General features: G+C 70.9%; 13 protein-coding genes and 1 pseudogene. 7 read left to right on the top strand and 7 right to left on the bottom strand.

The window, feature by feature from the left end:
- Window positions 1–203: 203 nt before the first annotated feature.
- Window positions 204–2,627, top strand: coding sequence for a RelA/SpoT family protein (locus OG429_RS08780; protein WP_328924739.1), 2,424 nt, complete (start codon window positions 204–206; stop codon window positions 2,625–2,627).
- An 82-nt stretch (window positions 2,628–2,709) separates the two neighbouring features.
- Here OG429_RS08780 and OG429_RS08775 read toward each other — a convergent pair whose 3' ends face one another.
- Window positions 2,710–3,939: a DUF349 domain-containing protein gene (locus OG429_RS08775; RefSeq protein ID WP_328924738.1), complete on the bottom strand. Its 1,230-nt coding sequence runs from the start codon at window positions 3,937–3,939 to the stop codon at window positions 2,710–2,712.
- Window positions 3,940–4,134: 195 nt separating this feature from the next.
- Window positions 4,135–4,917, bottom strand: a complete 783-nt coding sequence (locus OG429_RS08770; RefSeq protein ID WP_328924737.1) for a peptidylprolyl isomerase — start codon at window positions 4,915–4,917, stop codon at window positions 4,135–4,137.
- Window positions 4,918–5,069: 152 nt separating this feature from the next.
- Between OG429_RS08770 and OG429_RS08765 the strand changes: the two genes are divergently transcribed.
- Window positions 5,070–5,792 (top strand): MBL fold metallo-hydrolase, encoded by a 723-nt coding sequence (locus OG429_RS08765; RefSeq protein WP_328924736.1) that lies wholly within the window; start codon window positions 5,070–5,072, stop codon window positions 5,790–5,792.
- A gap of 10 nt (window positions 5,793–5,802) precedes the next feature.
- A complete protein-coding gene (gene hisS, locus OG429_RS08760; RefSeq protein ID WP_328924735.1) occupies window positions 5,803–7,065 on the top strand; it encodes a histidine--tRNA ligase in 1,263 nt (420 codons plus the stop codon).
- A 57-nt stretch (window positions 7,066–7,122) separates the two neighbouring features.
- Here hisS and OG429_RS08755 read toward each other — a convergent pair whose 3' ends face one another.
- From OG429_RS08755 to OG429_RS08740, 4 genes and pseudogenes are all read right to left on the bottom strand, one after another.
- Entirely contained in the window at window positions 7,123–7,749 is a 627-nt protein-coding gene (locus OG429_RS08755) for a response regulator transcription factor (protein WP_328924734.1), read from the bottom strand.
- A 13-nt stretch (window positions 7,750–7,762) separates the two neighbouring features.
- Window positions 7,763–8,962, bottom strand: coding sequence for a sensor histidine kinase (locus tag OG429_RS08750; RefSeq protein WP_328924733.1), 1,200 nt, complete (start codon window positions 8,960–8,962; stop codon window positions 7,763–7,765).
- Window positions 8,959–9,828: an ABC transporter permease gene (locus OG429_RS08745; protein ID WP_328924732.1), complete on the bottom strand. Its 870-nt coding sequence runs from the start codon at window positions 9,826–9,828 to the stop codon at window positions 8,959–8,961. Before OG429_RS08745 ends, OG429_RS08750 begins: the two co-directional genes overlap by 4 nt.
- Window positions 9,825–10,646, bottom strand: a pseudogene (locus OG429_RS08740) (ABC transporter ATP-binding protein); the annotation flags it as partial. The gene OG429_RS08745 and the pseudogene OG429_RS08740, both read right to left, overlap by 4 nt.
- Before the next feature lie 194 nt (window positions 10,647–10,840).
- Between OG429_RS08740 and OG429_RS08735 the strand changes: the two are divergent.
- Window positions 10,841–11,458: a vitamin K epoxide reductase family protein gene (locus tag OG429_RS08735; RefSeq protein WP_328924730.1), complete on the top strand. Its 618-nt coding sequence runs from the start codon at window positions 10,841–10,843 to the stop codon at window positions 11,456–11,458.
- Between the two features lie 32 nt (window positions 11,459–11,490).
- Window positions 11,491–12,840, top strand: a complete 1,350-nt coding sequence (locus tag OG429_RS08730; protein WP_328924729.1) for a replication-associated recombination protein A — start codon at window positions 11,491–11,493, stop codon at window positions 12,838–12,840.
- Between the two features lie 26 nt (window positions 12,841–12,866).
- Here the strand turns inward: OG429_RS08730 and OG429_RS08725 are convergent, their stop codons facing one another.
- Complete coding sequence (locus tag OG429_RS08725; protein ID WP_328924728.1) at window positions 12,867–13,481, bottom strand: DUF2470 domain-containing protein; 615 nt, start codon at window positions 13,479–13,481, stop codon at window positions 12,867–12,869.
- A gap of 313 nt (window positions 13,482–13,794) precedes the next feature.
- Between OG429_RS08725 and rpsD the strand changes: the two genes are divergently transcribed.
- Window positions 13,795–14,406: a 30S ribosomal protein S4 gene (rpsD, locus tag OG429_RS08720; protein WP_030026606.1), complete on the top strand. Its 612-nt coding sequence runs from the start codon at window positions 13,795–13,797 to the stop codon at window positions 14,404–14,406.
- Window positions 14,407–14,852: 446 nt separating this feature from the next.
- The gene (locus OG429_RS08715) at window positions 14,853–15,281 is read left to right on the top strand and encodes a DUF948 domain-containing protein (protein ID WP_328924727.1); all 429 of its coding nucleotides are present in this window, start codon (window positions 14,853–14,855) and stop codon (window positions 15,279–15,281) included.
- The last annotated feature ends 1 nt before the right edge of the window (window position 15,282 follow it).

The following is a 15,282-nucleotide window of genomic DNA, read 5'->3' as shown; positions in this document are numbered from 1 at the left end:
ACACCCCGGGTACCCGCCGCTTTCGCGTGCGGCCCCGCCGCCGGGGGCCGGCCCCCGGCAGCGGAGCGGCGCCGGACCGGTCCAGGCCGAGGCTCGGGGGAACGACGGGGCGCAACCCTCGCTACGATGGGTTATCCGGACCGGACACGGGCACCGGACCCTCCCCCAGACTCCGTCTGGGGGGACCCCCGTGAGGAGCGCTCTTGCCAGACGAGGTCCAGCCACTCTCCGCCGCGCAGCCCGACCCGCAGGCCGAGCAGGCCGCGGCGCCCGCCGCCACGCCCCCGCCGGCCCCGCCGGTCAAGCCCGCGTCGGCGAAGTCGGCCGGGTCCTCCAACCGGGTGCGCGCCCGGCTCGCCCGCCTCGGCGTCCAGCGTTCCACCGCGTACAACCCGGTCCTGGAGCCCCTGCTCCGCATAGTCCGCAGCAACGATCCGAAGATCGAGACGGCGACGCTGCGCCAGCTGGAGCAGGCCTACCAGGTCGCCGAACGCTGGCACCGCGGCCAGAAGCGCAAGAGCGGCGACCCGTACATCACCCACCCGCTCGCGGTGACCACGATCCTCGCCGAGCTCGGCATGGACCCGGCCACCCTGATGGCCGGCCTGCTCCACGACACCGTCGAGGACACCGAGTACGGCCTCGAAGACCTGCGCCGCGACTTCGGCGACGCCGTGGCCCTCCTCGTCGACGGCGTCACCAAGCTCGACCGGGTCAAGTTCGGCGAGGCCGCGCAGGCCGAGACCGTCCGCAAGATGGTCGTCGCCATGGCCAAGGACCCGCGCGTCCTGGTCATCAAGCTCGCCGACCGCCTGCACAACATGCGCACCATGCGCTACCTCAAGCGGGAGAAGCAGGAGAAGAAGGCCCGCGAGACCCTTGAGATCTACGCCCCGCTGGCGCACCGGCTGGGCATGAACACCATCAAGTGGGAGCTCGAAGACCTCTCCTTCGCGATCCTCTACCCGAAGATGTACGACGAGATCGTCCGTCTGGTCGCCGAGCGGGCGCCCAAGCGCGACGAGTACCTCGCCGTCGTCACGGACGAGGTGATGGTCGACCTCAGAGCCGCCCGGATCAAGGCCACCGTGACGGGCCGTCCGAAGCACTACTACAGCGTCTACCAGAAGATGATCGTCCGCGGCCGTGACTTCGCGGAGATCTACGACCTGGTCGGCATCCGGGTGCTGGTGGACACCGTACGGGACTGCTACGCCGCCCTCGGCACCGTGCACGCGCGCTGGAACCCGGTCCCCGGCCGGTTCAAGGACTACATCGCGATGCCCAAGTTCAACATGTACCAGTCGCTCCACACGACGGTCATCGGGCCCAGCGGCAAGCCGGTCGAACTCCAGATCCGCACCTTCGACATGCACCGCCGCGCCGAGTACGGCATCGCCGCGCACTGGAAGTACAAGCAGCAGACCGTCGCCGGCACCTCCAAGGTCCGCACCGACGTCCCGCAGGCCGCCAAGGGCAGCGCCGGCCAGGACACGGTCAACGACATGGCCTGGCTGCGCCAGCTGCTGGACTGGCAGAAGGAGACCGAGGACCCGGGCGAGTTCCTCGACTCGCTGCGCTTCGACCTCTCCCGCAACGAGGTCTTCGTCTTCACGCCCAAGGGCGACGTCATCGCGCTGCCCGCCGGAGCCACCCCGGTGGACTTCGCGTACGCCGTCCACACCGAGGTCGGCCACCGGACCATAGGCGCCCGCGTCAACGGCCGCCTCGTCCCGCTCGAATCGACCCTGGACAACGGCGACCTCGTCGAGGTCTTCACCTCCAAGGCCGAGGGCGCGGGACCCTCGCGCGACTGGCTGGGCTTCGTCAAGTCCCCGCGGGCCCGCAACAAGATCCGCGCCTGGTTCTCCAAGGAGCGCCGCGAGGAGGCCATCGAGCACGGCAAGGACGCCATCGCGCGGGCCATGCGCAAGCAGAACCTGCCGATCCAGCGCATCCTCACCGGCGACTCGCTCGTCACCCTCGCGCACGAGATGCGCTACCCCGACATCTCCTCCCTGTACGCGGCGATCGGCGAGGGCCACGTGGCCGCGCAGGGCGTCGTGCAGAAGCTGGTGCAGGCCCTCGGCGGCGAGGAAGCGGCCAACGAGGACATCGAGGAGAGCGTCCCGCCCTCCCGGACCCGGGGCACGCGCCGCAAGAACGCCGACCCGGGCGTGGTCGTCAAGGGCGTCGACGACGTGTGGGTCAAGCTGGCCCGCTGCTGCACCCCGGTCCCCGGCGACCCGATCGTCGGCTTCGTCACGCGCGGCAGCGGCGTATCGGTTCACCGGGCCGACTGCGTCAACGTGGACTCCCTCTCCCAGGAGCCCGAGCGGATGCTGGAAGTCGAATGGGCCCCCACCCAGTCCTCCGTCTTCCTGGTCGCCATCCAGGTCGAGGCGCTGGACCGGTCCCGGCTGCTGTCCGACGTCACCCGGGTCCTGTCGGACCAGCACGTGAACATCCTCTCGGCGGCCGTCCAGACCTCGCGCGACCGTGTGGCCACCTCCCGCTTCACCTTCGAGATGGGCGACCCCAAGCACCTGGGGCACGTCCTGAAGGCCGTTCGGGGTGTGGAGGGCGTGTACGACGTCTACCGCGTCACCTCGGCCCGCCGGCCGTAGCCGCCCGAGCCCTGACATGACGGTGGGCGCCACCCCGAGGGGGTGGCGCCCACCGTCATGTCCTACGGCGTAAGGGGCCCTGTCAGCCGCCGAACTCCTCCAGGCCCTTCAGCGCCTGGTCCAGCAGGGCCTGGCGGCCCTCCAGCTCCCGGGACAGCTTGTCGGCCTTCGCGTTGTTGCCCGCCGCGCGCGCCGCGTCGATCTGCTCACGCAGCTTGTCGACCGCCGCCTGGAGCTGGCCCGTCAGACCGGCCGCACGCGCCCGCGCCTCCGGGTTCGTACGACGCCACTCGCCCTCCTCGGCCTCCTGGATGGCCCGCTCCACCGCGTGCATCCGGCCCTCGACCTTCGGCCGGGCGTCCCGCGGCACGTGGCCGATGGCCTCCCAGCGCTCGTTGAGGGAGCGGAACGCGGCACGGGCCGCCTTCAGGTCGGTGATCGGGACGAGCTTCTCGGCCTCGACGGCCAGCTCCTCCTTCAGCTTCAGGTTCTCCACCTGCTCGGCGTCGCGCTCCGCGAACACCTCGCTGCGCGCCGCGAAGAACACGTCCTGGGCCCCGCGGAAACGGTTCCACAGATCGTCCTCGGACTCGCGCTGCGCCCGGCCCGCCGCCTTCCAGTCCGCCATCAGCTCGCGGTAGCGGGCGGCCGTCGGACCCCAGTCGGTCGACTTCGACAGCGACTCGGCCTCCGCGACCAGCTTCTCCTTGACCTTGCGGGCATCCTCGCGCTGCGCGTCCAGCGAGGCGAAGTGCGCCTTGCGGCGCTTGGAGAAGGCGGAGCGGGCGTGCGAGAAGCGGTGCCACAGCTCGTCGTCCGACTTGCGGTCCAGCCGCGGCAGCCCCTTCCAGATGTCCACCAGGGCGCGCAGCCGCTCGCCGGCACTGCGCCACTGGTCGCTCTGCGCCAGTTCCTCGGCCTCGACGACCAGGGCGTCCTTGGCCGCGCGGGCCTCGTCCGTCTGCTTGGCCTTCTGCGCCTTGCGCTCCTCGCGCCGCGACTCCACCGTCGCGACCAGCTTGTCCAGCCGTACGCGAAGAGCGTCCAGGTCGCCCACGGCATGGTGCTCGTCGACCTGCGTGCGCAGGTGGTCGATCGCCGTCTGCGCGTCCTTGGCGGACAGATCGGTGGTCCGCACCCGCTTTTCGAGGAGGCCGATCTCGACCACCAGGCCCTCGTACTTGCGCTCGAAATAGGCCAGGGCCTCCTCAGGGGTGCCGGCCTGCCACGATCCGACGACCTGCTCGCCATCGGCAGTACGCACGTACACGGTGCCCGTCTCGTCGACTCGGCCCCACGGGTCGCTGCTCACAGCGCCTCCTCCACCTGATGCCTTGCGAGGGGTTCACCCCCTGGGCATCGTCCACAGTTTCCTGGGGCGGGCAGCGCCCGCCCTGCACAACGCCAACATAGGCGACCGCCGGGCCGCCTGTCCGCATCCCGCACGACGGAATATCGACGTACGCGCGGGACGCGGGGCCCGGGCCCGGGGTTGGCCTGCTTCCGGTCAGTTCTGGGTGACGGTGCCCTTCTCGATCTTGACTTCCTTCTTCGGGGCGCCGTCCTGGCCGCCGTCGGCCGTGCCGGCCTTGGCGATCTCCTCCAGGACCTTCAGGCCGGCGGCGTCGATCTTGCCGAACGGGGTGTACGACGGCGCCAGCGGGCTGTCCTTGTAGACCAGGAAGAACTGGCTGCCGCCGGAGCCGGGCTGGCCGGTGTTGGCCATCGCGACCGTGCCGGCCGGGTAGATCACCTGGCCCTGGTCGTTCGCCTTGCCGAGGGAGTCCAGGTTCTCGTCCGGAATCGTGTAGCCGGGGCCGCCCATGCCGGTGCCCTCGGGGTCACCGCACTGGAGCACGAAGATCCCGCCGCTCGTCAGCCGGTGGCACTTCGTGTTGTCGAAGTAGCCCTTGTCGGCGAGCGACTTGAAGGAGTTCACGGTCTGCGGGGTCTTCGCCGCGTCCATCGCGAAGCTGATGTCGCCCGCGCTGGTCTTCAGGGCGAAGGTGTACTTCGCCTTCTGGTCGATGGCCATCTCGGGCGAGGGGGACTGCTTGGGCGTCGGCGCGGCCGAGGGGCTCGCCGCCGGGTTCGCCGCCTGGTCCTTCTTGTCCTTGTCGAAGACGCCGCCCACGATGAGGCCGACCAGCGTCGCGACGACCACGGCCACCGCCGCGCCGATGATCGCCGTGCGCTGGCGCGCCTTGCGACGGGCCTCTGCCCGGCGCTTCTGCTGGCGCTCGTACTTCTCCCTGGCGAGCTGTCGCCGCCGCTGATCGCTCGTGACCACCGGGTCGTCTCCTTGTGCGTGTCTGGTACTGCTGTCCGGGCTGGGTTAGGCCGTACCGTATATGGGTTCGCTGTGTAATGAGGGGCGCCGGTAGGCTCTGAGCAGCAGCATTCCGAACTGCAGCTCCCGCCGGACGACGATTGAGGACGAACGTGCTGATTGCCGGGTTCCCCGCCGGGGCCTGGGGGACCAACTGTTACGTGGTCGCCCCCGCCGCCGGTGAGGAGTGCGTCATCATCGACCCGGGCCACCAAGCCGCCCAGGGCGTCGAGGAGACGCTGAAGAAGCATCGGCTCAAGCCCGTCGCGGTCGTGCTGACCCATGGCCACATCGATCATGTGGCCTCGGTGGTCCCGGTGTGCGGAGCACACGACGTACCGGCCTGGATCCACCCCGAGGACCGCTACATGATGAGCGACCCGGAGAAGGCGCTGGGCCGCTCGATCGGGATGCCGCTCATGGGCGAACTGACCGTGGGCGAGCCGGACGACGTCCGTGAGCTGACCGACGGCGCCGGCTTGAAACTGGCCGGAATGGACTTCTCCGTGGCGCACGCGCCGGGGCATACCAAGGGGTCGGTGACCTTCCGGATGCCCGAGCTGGCCGACATCCCGCCGGTCTTCTTCTCGGGCGACCTGCTCTTCGCCGGCTCCATCGGACGCACCGACCTGCCCGGCGGCTCCCACGCCGAGATCCTCGAGTCGCTGGGCCGCGTGTGCCTGCCGCTCGACGACTCGACCGTGGTGCTGTCCGGCCACGGTCCCCAGACCACCATCGGCCGCGAGCGCGCGACCAACCCGTACCTGCGGGAGGTCGCCGCCGGCCTGGGAGCGGACGCCAGGGGCGCCGCTCCCGCCCCACGACGAGGAATGTGACGAGAGCTTCGTGAGCACCTTCAAGGCCCCCAAGGGCACGTACGACCTGATCCCGCCGTACTCGGCGAAGTACCTGGCCGTCCGCGAGGCCATCTCCGGCCCGCTGCGCACGTCCGGCTACGGATACGTCGAGACGCCCGGCTTCGAGGACGTGGACCTCTTCGCCCGCGGAGTCGGCGAGTCCACCGACATCGTGACCAAGGAGATGTACACCCTCACGACCAAGGGCGGCGCCAATCTGGCGCTTCGTCCGGAGGGCACCGCCTCCGTGCTGCGCGCCGCGCTGGAGGCGAATCTGCACAAGGCCGGCGGCCTGCCGGTCAAGCTCTGGTACTCCGGCTCGTACTACCGCTACGAGCGCCCGCAGAAGGGCCGCTACCGCCACTTCTCGCAGGTCGGGGCCGAGGCCATCGGCGCCGAGGACCCGGCGCTGGACGCCGAACTGATCATCCTGGCCGACCAGGCGTACCGCTCGCTGGGCCTGCGCAACTTCCGCATCCTGCTGAACTCGCTGGGCGATCAGGAGTGCCGTCCCGTCTACCGGGAGGCGCTCCAGGGATTCCTGCGGGGTCTGGACCTGGACGAGGAGACCCTGCGCCGGGCCGAGATCAATCCCCTGCGGGTGCTCGACGACAAGCGGGAGTCCGTTCAGAAGCAGCTGGTGGGCGCGCCGATGCTGCGGGACTTCCTGTGTGACGCGTGCAAGGCGTACCACTCCGAGGTCCGTGAGCTGATCACGGCTGCGGGCGTGGCATTCGAGGACGACGAGAAGCTGGTGCGCGGGCTCGACTACTACACCCGCACCACCTTCGAGTTCGTCCACGACGGTCTGGGTTCGCAGTCCGCGGTCGGCGGCGGCGGCCGCTACGACGGTCTGTCCGAGATGATCGGCGGCCCGGCGCTTCCCTCGGTCGGGTGGGCCCTGGGCGTGGACCGCACGGTGCTGGCCCTGGAGGCCGAAGGCGTCGAGCTCGATATTCCGGCGGCCACCAGCGTCTTCGCGGTGGCGCTGAGCGACGAGGCGCGCAAGGTGCTCTTCGCCGCGGTCACCGAGCTGCGGAGGACAGGTGTGGCGGCGGACTTCTCGTACGGCTCGAAGGGTCTCAAGAGCCACATGAAGAACGCGAACCGCTCCGGTGCCGTGCTGACCGTCGTGGCGGGGGAGCGGGACCTCGCCGAGGGCGTCGTGCAGCTGAAGGACATGGAGTCCGGCGACCAGATGGCCGTGCCCGTGGCCGAGATCGTCGCCACCGTCCAGGCCCGCCTGGCCTGACACGCGTACGCGGGCGGCCGCGGCCCGGGGAGCTCCCCCGGACCGCGGCCGCCCGCGTCACAGCAGGCCGTGCCGCATGGCCGTCGTCACCGCCGCCGTGCGGTCCGCGACCTCCAGCTTCGCGAAGGCCCGCAGCAGGTGGGTCTTGACCGTGGACTCCGCCACGAACAGGCGGCGGCCGATCTCCGCGTTCGTCGCGCCCTCCGCGACCAGGCGCAGGACCGATACCTCGCGCTCCGACAGGTGCGGCCGCTCCGGGCGGGTGCGCAGGTGGTCGACCAGGCGGCCCGCGACCGACGGGGCCAGGACGGTCTCGCCGCGGACGGCCGCGCGGACCGCCTCCGCCAGTTCCGCACGGGCCATGTCCTTCAGCAGGTAGCCCGCCGCGCCCGCCTCCACCGCGCGCAGGATGTCGCGGTCGTTCTCGTACGTGGTCAGCACCACCACCCGGACCGGCAGCCCGGCCGCGGTGATGCGGGCGATGGACTCCACCCCGTCGCCGCCGGGCATCCGCAGGTCCATCAGGATCAGGTCCAGGGCGGGCACCAGCCGCGCGGCCAGGGCTTCGGCCTGCGGACCGTTGGCGGCCTCCGCGACGACCTCCAGGTCCGGCTCGGCGCTGAGCATGCCGCGCAGGCCCTCCCGTACCACCGGGTGGTCGTCGGCCAGCAGGATGCGGATCATGTCGTACGGCTCCTCAGCGGATCGGCAGGGTGACGGTGACGGTGGTGCCCCCGGACACCGCGCTGTCGACCGACGCGGTCCCGCCGGCCTCCGCCGCACGGGCGCGCAGCCCCCGCAGGCCGTAGCCGGGGGAGGGGGCCGCCGGATCGAAGCCCCGGCCGGAGTCCCGGACAGAGACCGTCAACTCCGCCTCACCGTAGGCGAGGGACAGCGCGGCGGCGGCCCGGGGACCCGCGTGCTTGGCCGCGTTCGCCAGGGACTCCTGGCAGGTGCGCAGTGCCACCACCTCCAGCGCCGGCGGCAGCGGCCGGACGTCCCCGGTCACCGTGACGGCCGCGGGCGGGTCGTGCCGTGCCGCGAGACGGCGTACCGCGTCCGGCAGCGAACCCGCGTCCAGGTCGGCGGGCGCCCCGCCGGACACCAGGGCCCGGGCCTCGGCCAGGTTCTGCCGGGCGGTCACCGCCATCAGCTCCAGGTGGCGGTGGGCCTCGGCCGGATCCGTGTCCAGCTCGGACTGCACCGCCTGCACCAGCATCAGCAGGCTGGTGAAGCCCTGCGCGAGGGTGTCGTGGATCTCGCGGGACATGCGTTCCCTTTCGGCGAGGGCGCCGCGTTCGGCGGAGAGCCGGGCCACCTCCTCGCGGCTGGCGTCGAGTTCGGCGATCAGCCCGGCCCGGTTCACGCTCTGCTGGATGATCCGGGTGGTCCAGGCGCCGAGGAAGGCGGAAAAGGCGAAGGTGGTCACGGCGGCCACGGCCCCGAGGAAGAGCTGATGCCCGTCGGGCCGCCACAGCAGCGCCCAACCGGCCACCGGCGCCAGGGACAGCACCGCCATCGCGGCGACCGCCCGGCGAAGAGGCACCAGCATGAAGAAGTGCGGGGCGAGCGCGAAGGTGATCAGCCGGGTCTCGCCGACCAGTGACGCGGCCAGCAGGAAGAGAACGAGGGTCACGCCCAGGTAGCGGGCGGCGCGGCGGGGTTCGGCATTCGGCTCCAGCAGGAGCAGCGGCCGCCCGGCCCACGCGTACCAGGGGATCAGCAGGGCGAGCAGGGCGACAGCGGGGATCCGGTAGGGCAGTGAAGGGAATTCGGCGCCGAGTACGAGGGCCACGGTCGCCAGCCACACGACCCCGACATACAGGTCCCACGGCAGGAACGCACGGTCCCACACGTGGGACTCGCGCGCTCCGGCCGTCTTCACGAAGCCGCTCAACCGTCGCGCCGGCTCTTCCACTTGAAGGTCAGCAGACACAGCACCAATCCTCCGGCAACCCAGGCCCCCAGCACGAGCGCCGTCTTCCCGTACTCCCAGCCGCCGGCCTGTTCGAGGACGGCGGCGGACTCGGGCAGGAACACCCCGCGCAGACCCTGGCACATCCACTTGAGCGGGAACAGCGCCCCGATGTTCAGCAGCCAGTCGGGGATCTGGTGGACCGGGATGAACACACCCGAGATGAACTGGAGGATCAGGAAGGGCAGGACGACCACGGAACTGGCGCTCTTGCCGGACTTGGGCAGGCTGCTGATGGCGATGCCGAGCAGGGCGCAGCCCGTCAGGCCGAGCGCGAAGATCCACGCGAAGGTGAGCCACTTGGAGGCGGAGGACGGCAGGTCCAGGCCGAAGAGGGTGGAGCCGACGAGGAGCAGGACCGCGGTCTCGGCGAGTCCGGTGACGAGCACCATCCAGACCTTGCCGAGGAAGTAGGCGGCGGGGGGCATCGGGGTGCCGCGCAGACGGCGCAGCACCTTCTCGTCCCGTTCGACGGCGATGGAGATGCCGAGCGACTGGAAGCTGGTGGACATGATGCCCGCCGCGACCATGCCCGCCGCGTAGAGCTGGGAGGCGGTGATCCCGGTGCCCTCGACGGCTTCTCCGAAGATCGAGGCGAAGAGGGCGAGGAAGACGACGGGGAAGGCGAAGGTGAAGATCACCGCGTCGCGCTGGCGGACGAACTGCTTGATCTCCAGCGCGCCGCGGCTCAGTCCGAGGGCCCAGGCTCCGGGCAGGGCCTTCGCCGCCCGCGTGACAGTGGTGTCGGTGTCGGTGTCGGTGTCGGTGTCGGTGGCGTTGGTGGTCATCGTGCTTCCTCCGGCTGCGGCTCGGGCTGGGTGAGCTGGCCCGTGAGGCGCAGGTACACGTCCTCCAGGGTGGGGCGGGTGATCTTCAGGCCCGGGATCTCGCCGTCGAAGCGGACCATCAGCTCCCGGGCGGTACGGGTGGGGGTCTCGGTCCGGATCTCGCGCGGGGTGCCGTCGGGGTCGGTCCACTCGACGGTGGCGCCGGTGCCGAACCGGGCGCGCAGACCGGCCGGTTCGCCCTCGGCGACGATCCGGCCGCGTGCCACGATCGCGAGGCGGTCGGCGAGGGCCTCGGCCTCCTCCAAGTAGTGCGTGGTGAGCACGATGGTCGTGCCCCCGTCGGCCAGCAGCCGGATCAGGTCCCAGAACTGGCGGCGGGCAGCCGGGTCGAAGCCGGTGGTCGGCTCGTCGAGCAGGAGGAGTTCCGGACCGCCGATGACCCCGAGCGCCACGTCGAGGCGGCGCCGCTGGCCGCCGGAGAGGCCCTTCACCCGCTGGTCGCGCTTGTGTTCCAGGCCGACCAGCGCGATGACCTCCGCCGGGTCGCGCGGGGCCGGGTAGTAACGGGCGAAGTGCTCGACCGTCTCCCGTACCGTCAGTTCGGCGGGCGCCGACTCGTCCTGCCAGACGATCCCGACGCGTGAGCGCCAGGCCCGTCCGGCCGTCGCCGGGTCCGCGCCCAGGACGCGGACCTCACCGCCGTCCCGCTCACGGTGGCCCTGGAGTATCTCCACCGTGGTGCTCTTGCCCGCTCCGTTGGGCCCGAGGAGGCCGAAGACCTCGCCCGGGCGGATCGTCAGGTCCAGTCCGTCGACCGCGGCGACCTCGCCGTACTGCTTGCGAAGCCCCCGTACTTCCACCGCGTTCTGTGTCATGCCTCGAATGCTCCGCCGGAATCCGCGCCGCCGGTCCCCCCTCGCGTACGTACTTATGTCCGTCGAACGGTGGACACACAGTCACGTACGGCACAATGGCCGGTGCTTGTCGACCTTGCAGATGTGGAGTGGGCGGTATGACGACACGACCTACGGACGCGGACACCGCCCCGAGGACCACCTTCGGGGGGAGCCGGGCGCTGGCCTGGCTGCTGGTGATCACGGGCGCCGCGGGCCTGCTCGCCGCCTGGGTGATCACGATCGACAAGTTCAAGCTGCTGGAGGACCCGAACTTCACGCCGGGCTGCAGCCTGAACCCGATCGTCTCCTGCGGCAACATCATGAAGAGCGAGCAGGCGGCCGTCTTCGGCTTCCCGAACCCGATGCTCGGTCTGGTCGCCTACGGCATCGTGATCTGCGTCGGCATGAGCATGCTGGCCGGGGCGCGGTTCAGCCGCTGGTACTGGCTGACCTTCAACGCGGGCACCCTCTTCGGCGTCGTCTTCTGCGCCTGGCTGATGTACCAGTCGCTGTACAACATCAACTCGCTCTGCCTGTGGTGCTGCCTGGCCTGGGTCGCCACGATCGTGATGTTCTGGTACGTCACCTCGCACAACGTGCGCCAGGGGCTGCTGCCCGCGCCGGGCTGGCTGAAGAGCTTCTTCGACGAGTTCACCTGGGTGCTCCCGGTGCTGCACATCGGGATCATCGGCATGCTGATCCTGACGCGCTGGTGGGACTTCTGGACCTCGTAAGGACTGTCGGTGGGCTCGCATAGGCTTTCGGTGTGGAACCAGACCTGTTCACCGCCGCCGCCGAAGACCGCCAGGAGAAGGATCCCGCGAGCTCTCCGCTCGCCGTCCGGATGCGCCCGCGCACCCTGGACGAGGTCGTCGGCCAGCAGCACCTGCTGAAGCCCGGATCACCGCTGCGGCGGCTGGTCGGGGAGGGCGCGGGCGGTCCGGCCGGAGCCTCCTCGGTGATCCTCTGGGGCCCGCCGGGCATCGGGAAGACCACGCTGGCGTACGTGGTGAGCCAGGCCACCCGGAAGCGGTTCGTGGAGCTGTCCGCCATCACGGCGGGAGTCAAAGAGGTACGGGCGGTCATCGAGGGCGCGAAACGCGCCGCCGGCGGCTACGGCAAGGACACCGTCCTCTTCCTCGACGAGATCCACCGCTTCAGCAAGGCGCAGCAGGACTCGCTGCTCCCGGCCGTCGAGAACCGCTGGGTGACGCTGATCGCCGCGACCACGGAGAACCCGTACTTCTCGATCATCTCCCCGCTGCTCTCGCGCTCGCTGCTGCTGACGCTGGAGCCGCTGACGGACGGCGACCTGAGCGCGCTGATGCGCAGGGCGCTGGAGGAGGAGCGGGGGCTCGGCGGGGCGGTGACCCTGCCGGCGGACGCCGAGGCGCACCTGCTGCGGATCGCCGGGGGCGACGCCCGGCGGGCGCTGACGGCGCTGGAGGCGGGGGCCGGGTCGGCCATCGCCAAGGGCGAGGACGAGATCACCCTCCAGACGGTGGAGGAGGCGGTCGACCGGGCCGCCGTCCGGTACGACCGGGACGGCGACCAGCACTACGACGTGGCGAGCGCGCTGATCAAGTCGATCCGCGGCTCGGACGTGGACGCGGCGCTGCACTATCTGGCCCGGATGATCGACGCGGGGGAGGACCCCCGGTTCATCGCGCGGCGCCTGATGATCTCGGCGAGCGAGGACATCGGCCTGGCGGACCCGACGGCCCTGCCGCTCGCGGTCGCCGCGGCCCAGGCGGTGGCGATGATCGGCTTCCCGGAGGCCGCGCTGACCCTTTCGCACGCCACGATCGCGCTGGCGCTGGCCCCGAAGTCGAACACCGCCACGACCGCGATCGGCGCGGCGCTGGCCGACGTCCGGGCCGGGCTGGCGGGCTCGGTCCCGCCGCACCTGCGGGACGGGCACTACAAGGGCGCGGCCAAGCTGGGGCACGCGCAGGGGTACGTGTACCCGCACGACGTGCCGGGGGCCATCGCGGCCCAGCAGTACGCGCCCGACGAGATCCACGGGAAGCGGTACTACGAGCCGACGCGGTACGGAGCGGAGGCCCGCTACGCGGACGTCGTGGAGAAGGTCCGGGAGCGGCTGCGCGGCGCGTGAGCGTGCCGGCGGGGCGGCGACGGGCCCTAGTGGCCCGCCGCCGTGAACAGGGTGTGCATCGCACGGCGCAGGTCGCAGATGTCCGCGACCGGCTCGGGGAAGTCGAAACGGGCGTCGAAGGAGCCGGCCGCGCCGCCCGTGAAGCGCACGCGCAGGCCCAGGCGGTCCAGGGAGAGCGGGACGGCCGCCATCTCCCGCGCCTCCCGCGGACCCAGCAGCCCGCACAGTTCGCCGATCCGGTCGCCGTGGGCGGAGTGCAGGTGCTGGAGGAGTTCCGCCTCGTGGGCGACCATCGGGTCCGGCTCCGCCGCGGCCAGGTCCTCCGGGTCCACGTGCTCGGCGCCCCACAGGTCGTCCACCGAGATCTCGCCGACCTCCAGGCGGAGCAGCCTCCAGCGGGCCTCGGCCAGTCCCAGCAGCTCACCCACCGGATGGCGCTCCGCGAGCAGCGCCGCGCAGGCCGCGCGGTCGTCGCCGCGCACCGGGGTCAGCCACCCGGCCAGCCAGGCGCGGCCTCGGATACGATGCTGCACGGACACCGGCGCCACATCCGTGATCTCGATCACGGCGGTGAGGTCGTCGTCCTGGGCGTGAGCGGCTGCCCTGGCAGCCGCGGATTCCCCGGAAACAAGGAGAATCACGTCCCCGTCCGGGGTGACGGTCCGTGCGGCCGGCGCCCCTGTCCCGAGCTCGTCCTGGTCACAAGCACCGGGGAGCGTGAGGGATACTGAGGCGTTGGACTCTACGAGGGTTCGTACGCGTTCGGCTCCGGTGAGCTGCCGAACGCCTTCCCTGGGACGCGGCTGACCTTGCTTATCGTCGGCGCAAGCGGATTCCGTTTCGTTGGAATCCGAACTGCGGCGCGCACTGGGCAGGGGGATCCCATGTGGTCGAGACATTACGTCCTCCTCGCTAAGGTAAGCCTCACCTAACTTACATGGAGGTAGGTTCCCCGTGAACCAGAAGCGACCCAAGGTCAAGAAGTCGCGTGCCCTCGGCATTGCGCTGACCCCGAAGGCCGTCAAGTACTTCGAGGCCCGCCCCTACCCGCCGGGCGAGCACGGCCGTGGCCGCAAGCAGAACTCGGACTACAAGGTCCGTCTGCTGGAGAAGCAGCGTCTGCGCGCTCAGTACGACATCTCTGAGCGTCAGATGGCCCGCGCGTACGACCGCGCCAAGAAGGCCGAAGGCAAGACGGGCGAGGCGCTTGTCGTCGAGCTCGAGCGTCGTCTCGACGCCCTGGTTCTGCGTTCGGGCATCGCCCGCACCATCTACCAGGCCCGCCAGATGGTCGTTCACGGCCACATCGAGGTCAACGGCGCCAAGGTCGACAAGCCGTCGTTCCGTGTCCGCCCGGACGACGTCATCACCGTGCGCGAGCGCAGCCGCGAGAAGGTTCCGTTCCAGGTTGCCCGTGAGGGTGGCTACGCAGGCGAGGGCGAGACCCCGCGCTACCTGCAGGTCAACCTGAAGGCCCTGGCCTTCCGCCTGGACCGTGACCCGAACCGCAAGGAAATCCCGGTCATCTGCGACGAGCAGCTCGTCGTCGAGTACTACGCCCGCTGATGCAGGCGTAGGCCTCACAGGCTGGTGGAAGCCCGCCGTCCCCTCCGGGGGGCGGCGGGCTTTCCGCGTTCCGCGGCGCCCCCGCCCACGTCTGCTCCGCCGCGCCCCGGAGCACCGCCGCCCGGGCCGCCATGAGCGCCAGCCGCGACGTGCCCACCCCGCCCACGCCGGTCACCGTGACCAGCCGCGAGGTCTCCAGGAGCCGCCCCGGCCCGGCCAGTTCGGCACCCCGGCCGACGAACCCGCCCGGATCCGAGGGAAGATTGCCGCACGTCGTCTGTCGCACGGGACACGGAGAGTACTGGTCCGCAAGCTCTGCGTACGAGGCGATCCCGTGCGGACCCGGAATTCCGGTACGGCCGGGGATCTCCGGCGCGATAGGGTCGGAGGCGAACCTTGTCGCAGTTCAAGTGCAGACTCCAAGTACAGACAGAGAGCGGTGTGACGTGTCCGGTGGAGAGGTGGCCGGGATCCTCGTGGCCGTCTTCTGGGCCATCCTGGTCTCCTTCCTGGCCGTGGTGCTGGTGAGGCTGGCGCAGGTGCTCAAGGCGACCACCAAGCTGGTGGCCGACGTGACCGACCAGGCCGTCCCGCTGCTGGCCGACGCCTCCACCACCGTCCGCTCCGCGCGCACCCAGCTCGACCGGGTCGACGCGATCGCGAGCGACGTCCAGGAGGTCACCTCCAACGCCTCCGCGCTGTCCTCCACCGTGGCCTCCACCTTCGGCGGGCCGCTGGTCAAGGTCGCGGCCTTCGGCTACGGCGTCCGCAAGGCGCTCGGCCGGACGGACGAGGTACCGCAGAAGACCACCCGGCGTACCGTGATCGTCGGCCGTACCGTGCCGACGGCCCGGCGCCGGAAGCAGAAGGGCTGAG

Source organism: Streptomyces sp. NBC_00190, from assembly GCF_036203305.1.
Lineage (GTDB): Bacteria > Actinomycetota > Actinomycetes > Streptomycetales > Streptomycetaceae > Streptomyces.
Note: the sequence above shows the minus strand (reverse complement) of the source record. Positions and strands in the feature narration are given on the sequence as shown.

What these genes read in the sequence shown, in the direction of transcription:
- OG429_RS08755 (WP_328924734.1), bottom strand. Translation starts at nt 7,749, where the DNA reads ATGATCCGCATCCTGCTGGCCGACGACCACCCGGTGGTACGGGAGGGC.
- OG429_RS08745 (WP_328924732.1), bottom strand. Translation starts at nt 9,828, where the DNA reads ATGACCACCAACGCCACCGACACCGACACCGACACCGACACCGACACC.
- OG429_RS08735 (WP_328924730.1), top strand. Translation starts at nt 10,841, where the DNA reads ATGACGACACGACCTACGGACGCGGACACCGCCCCGAGGACCACCTTC.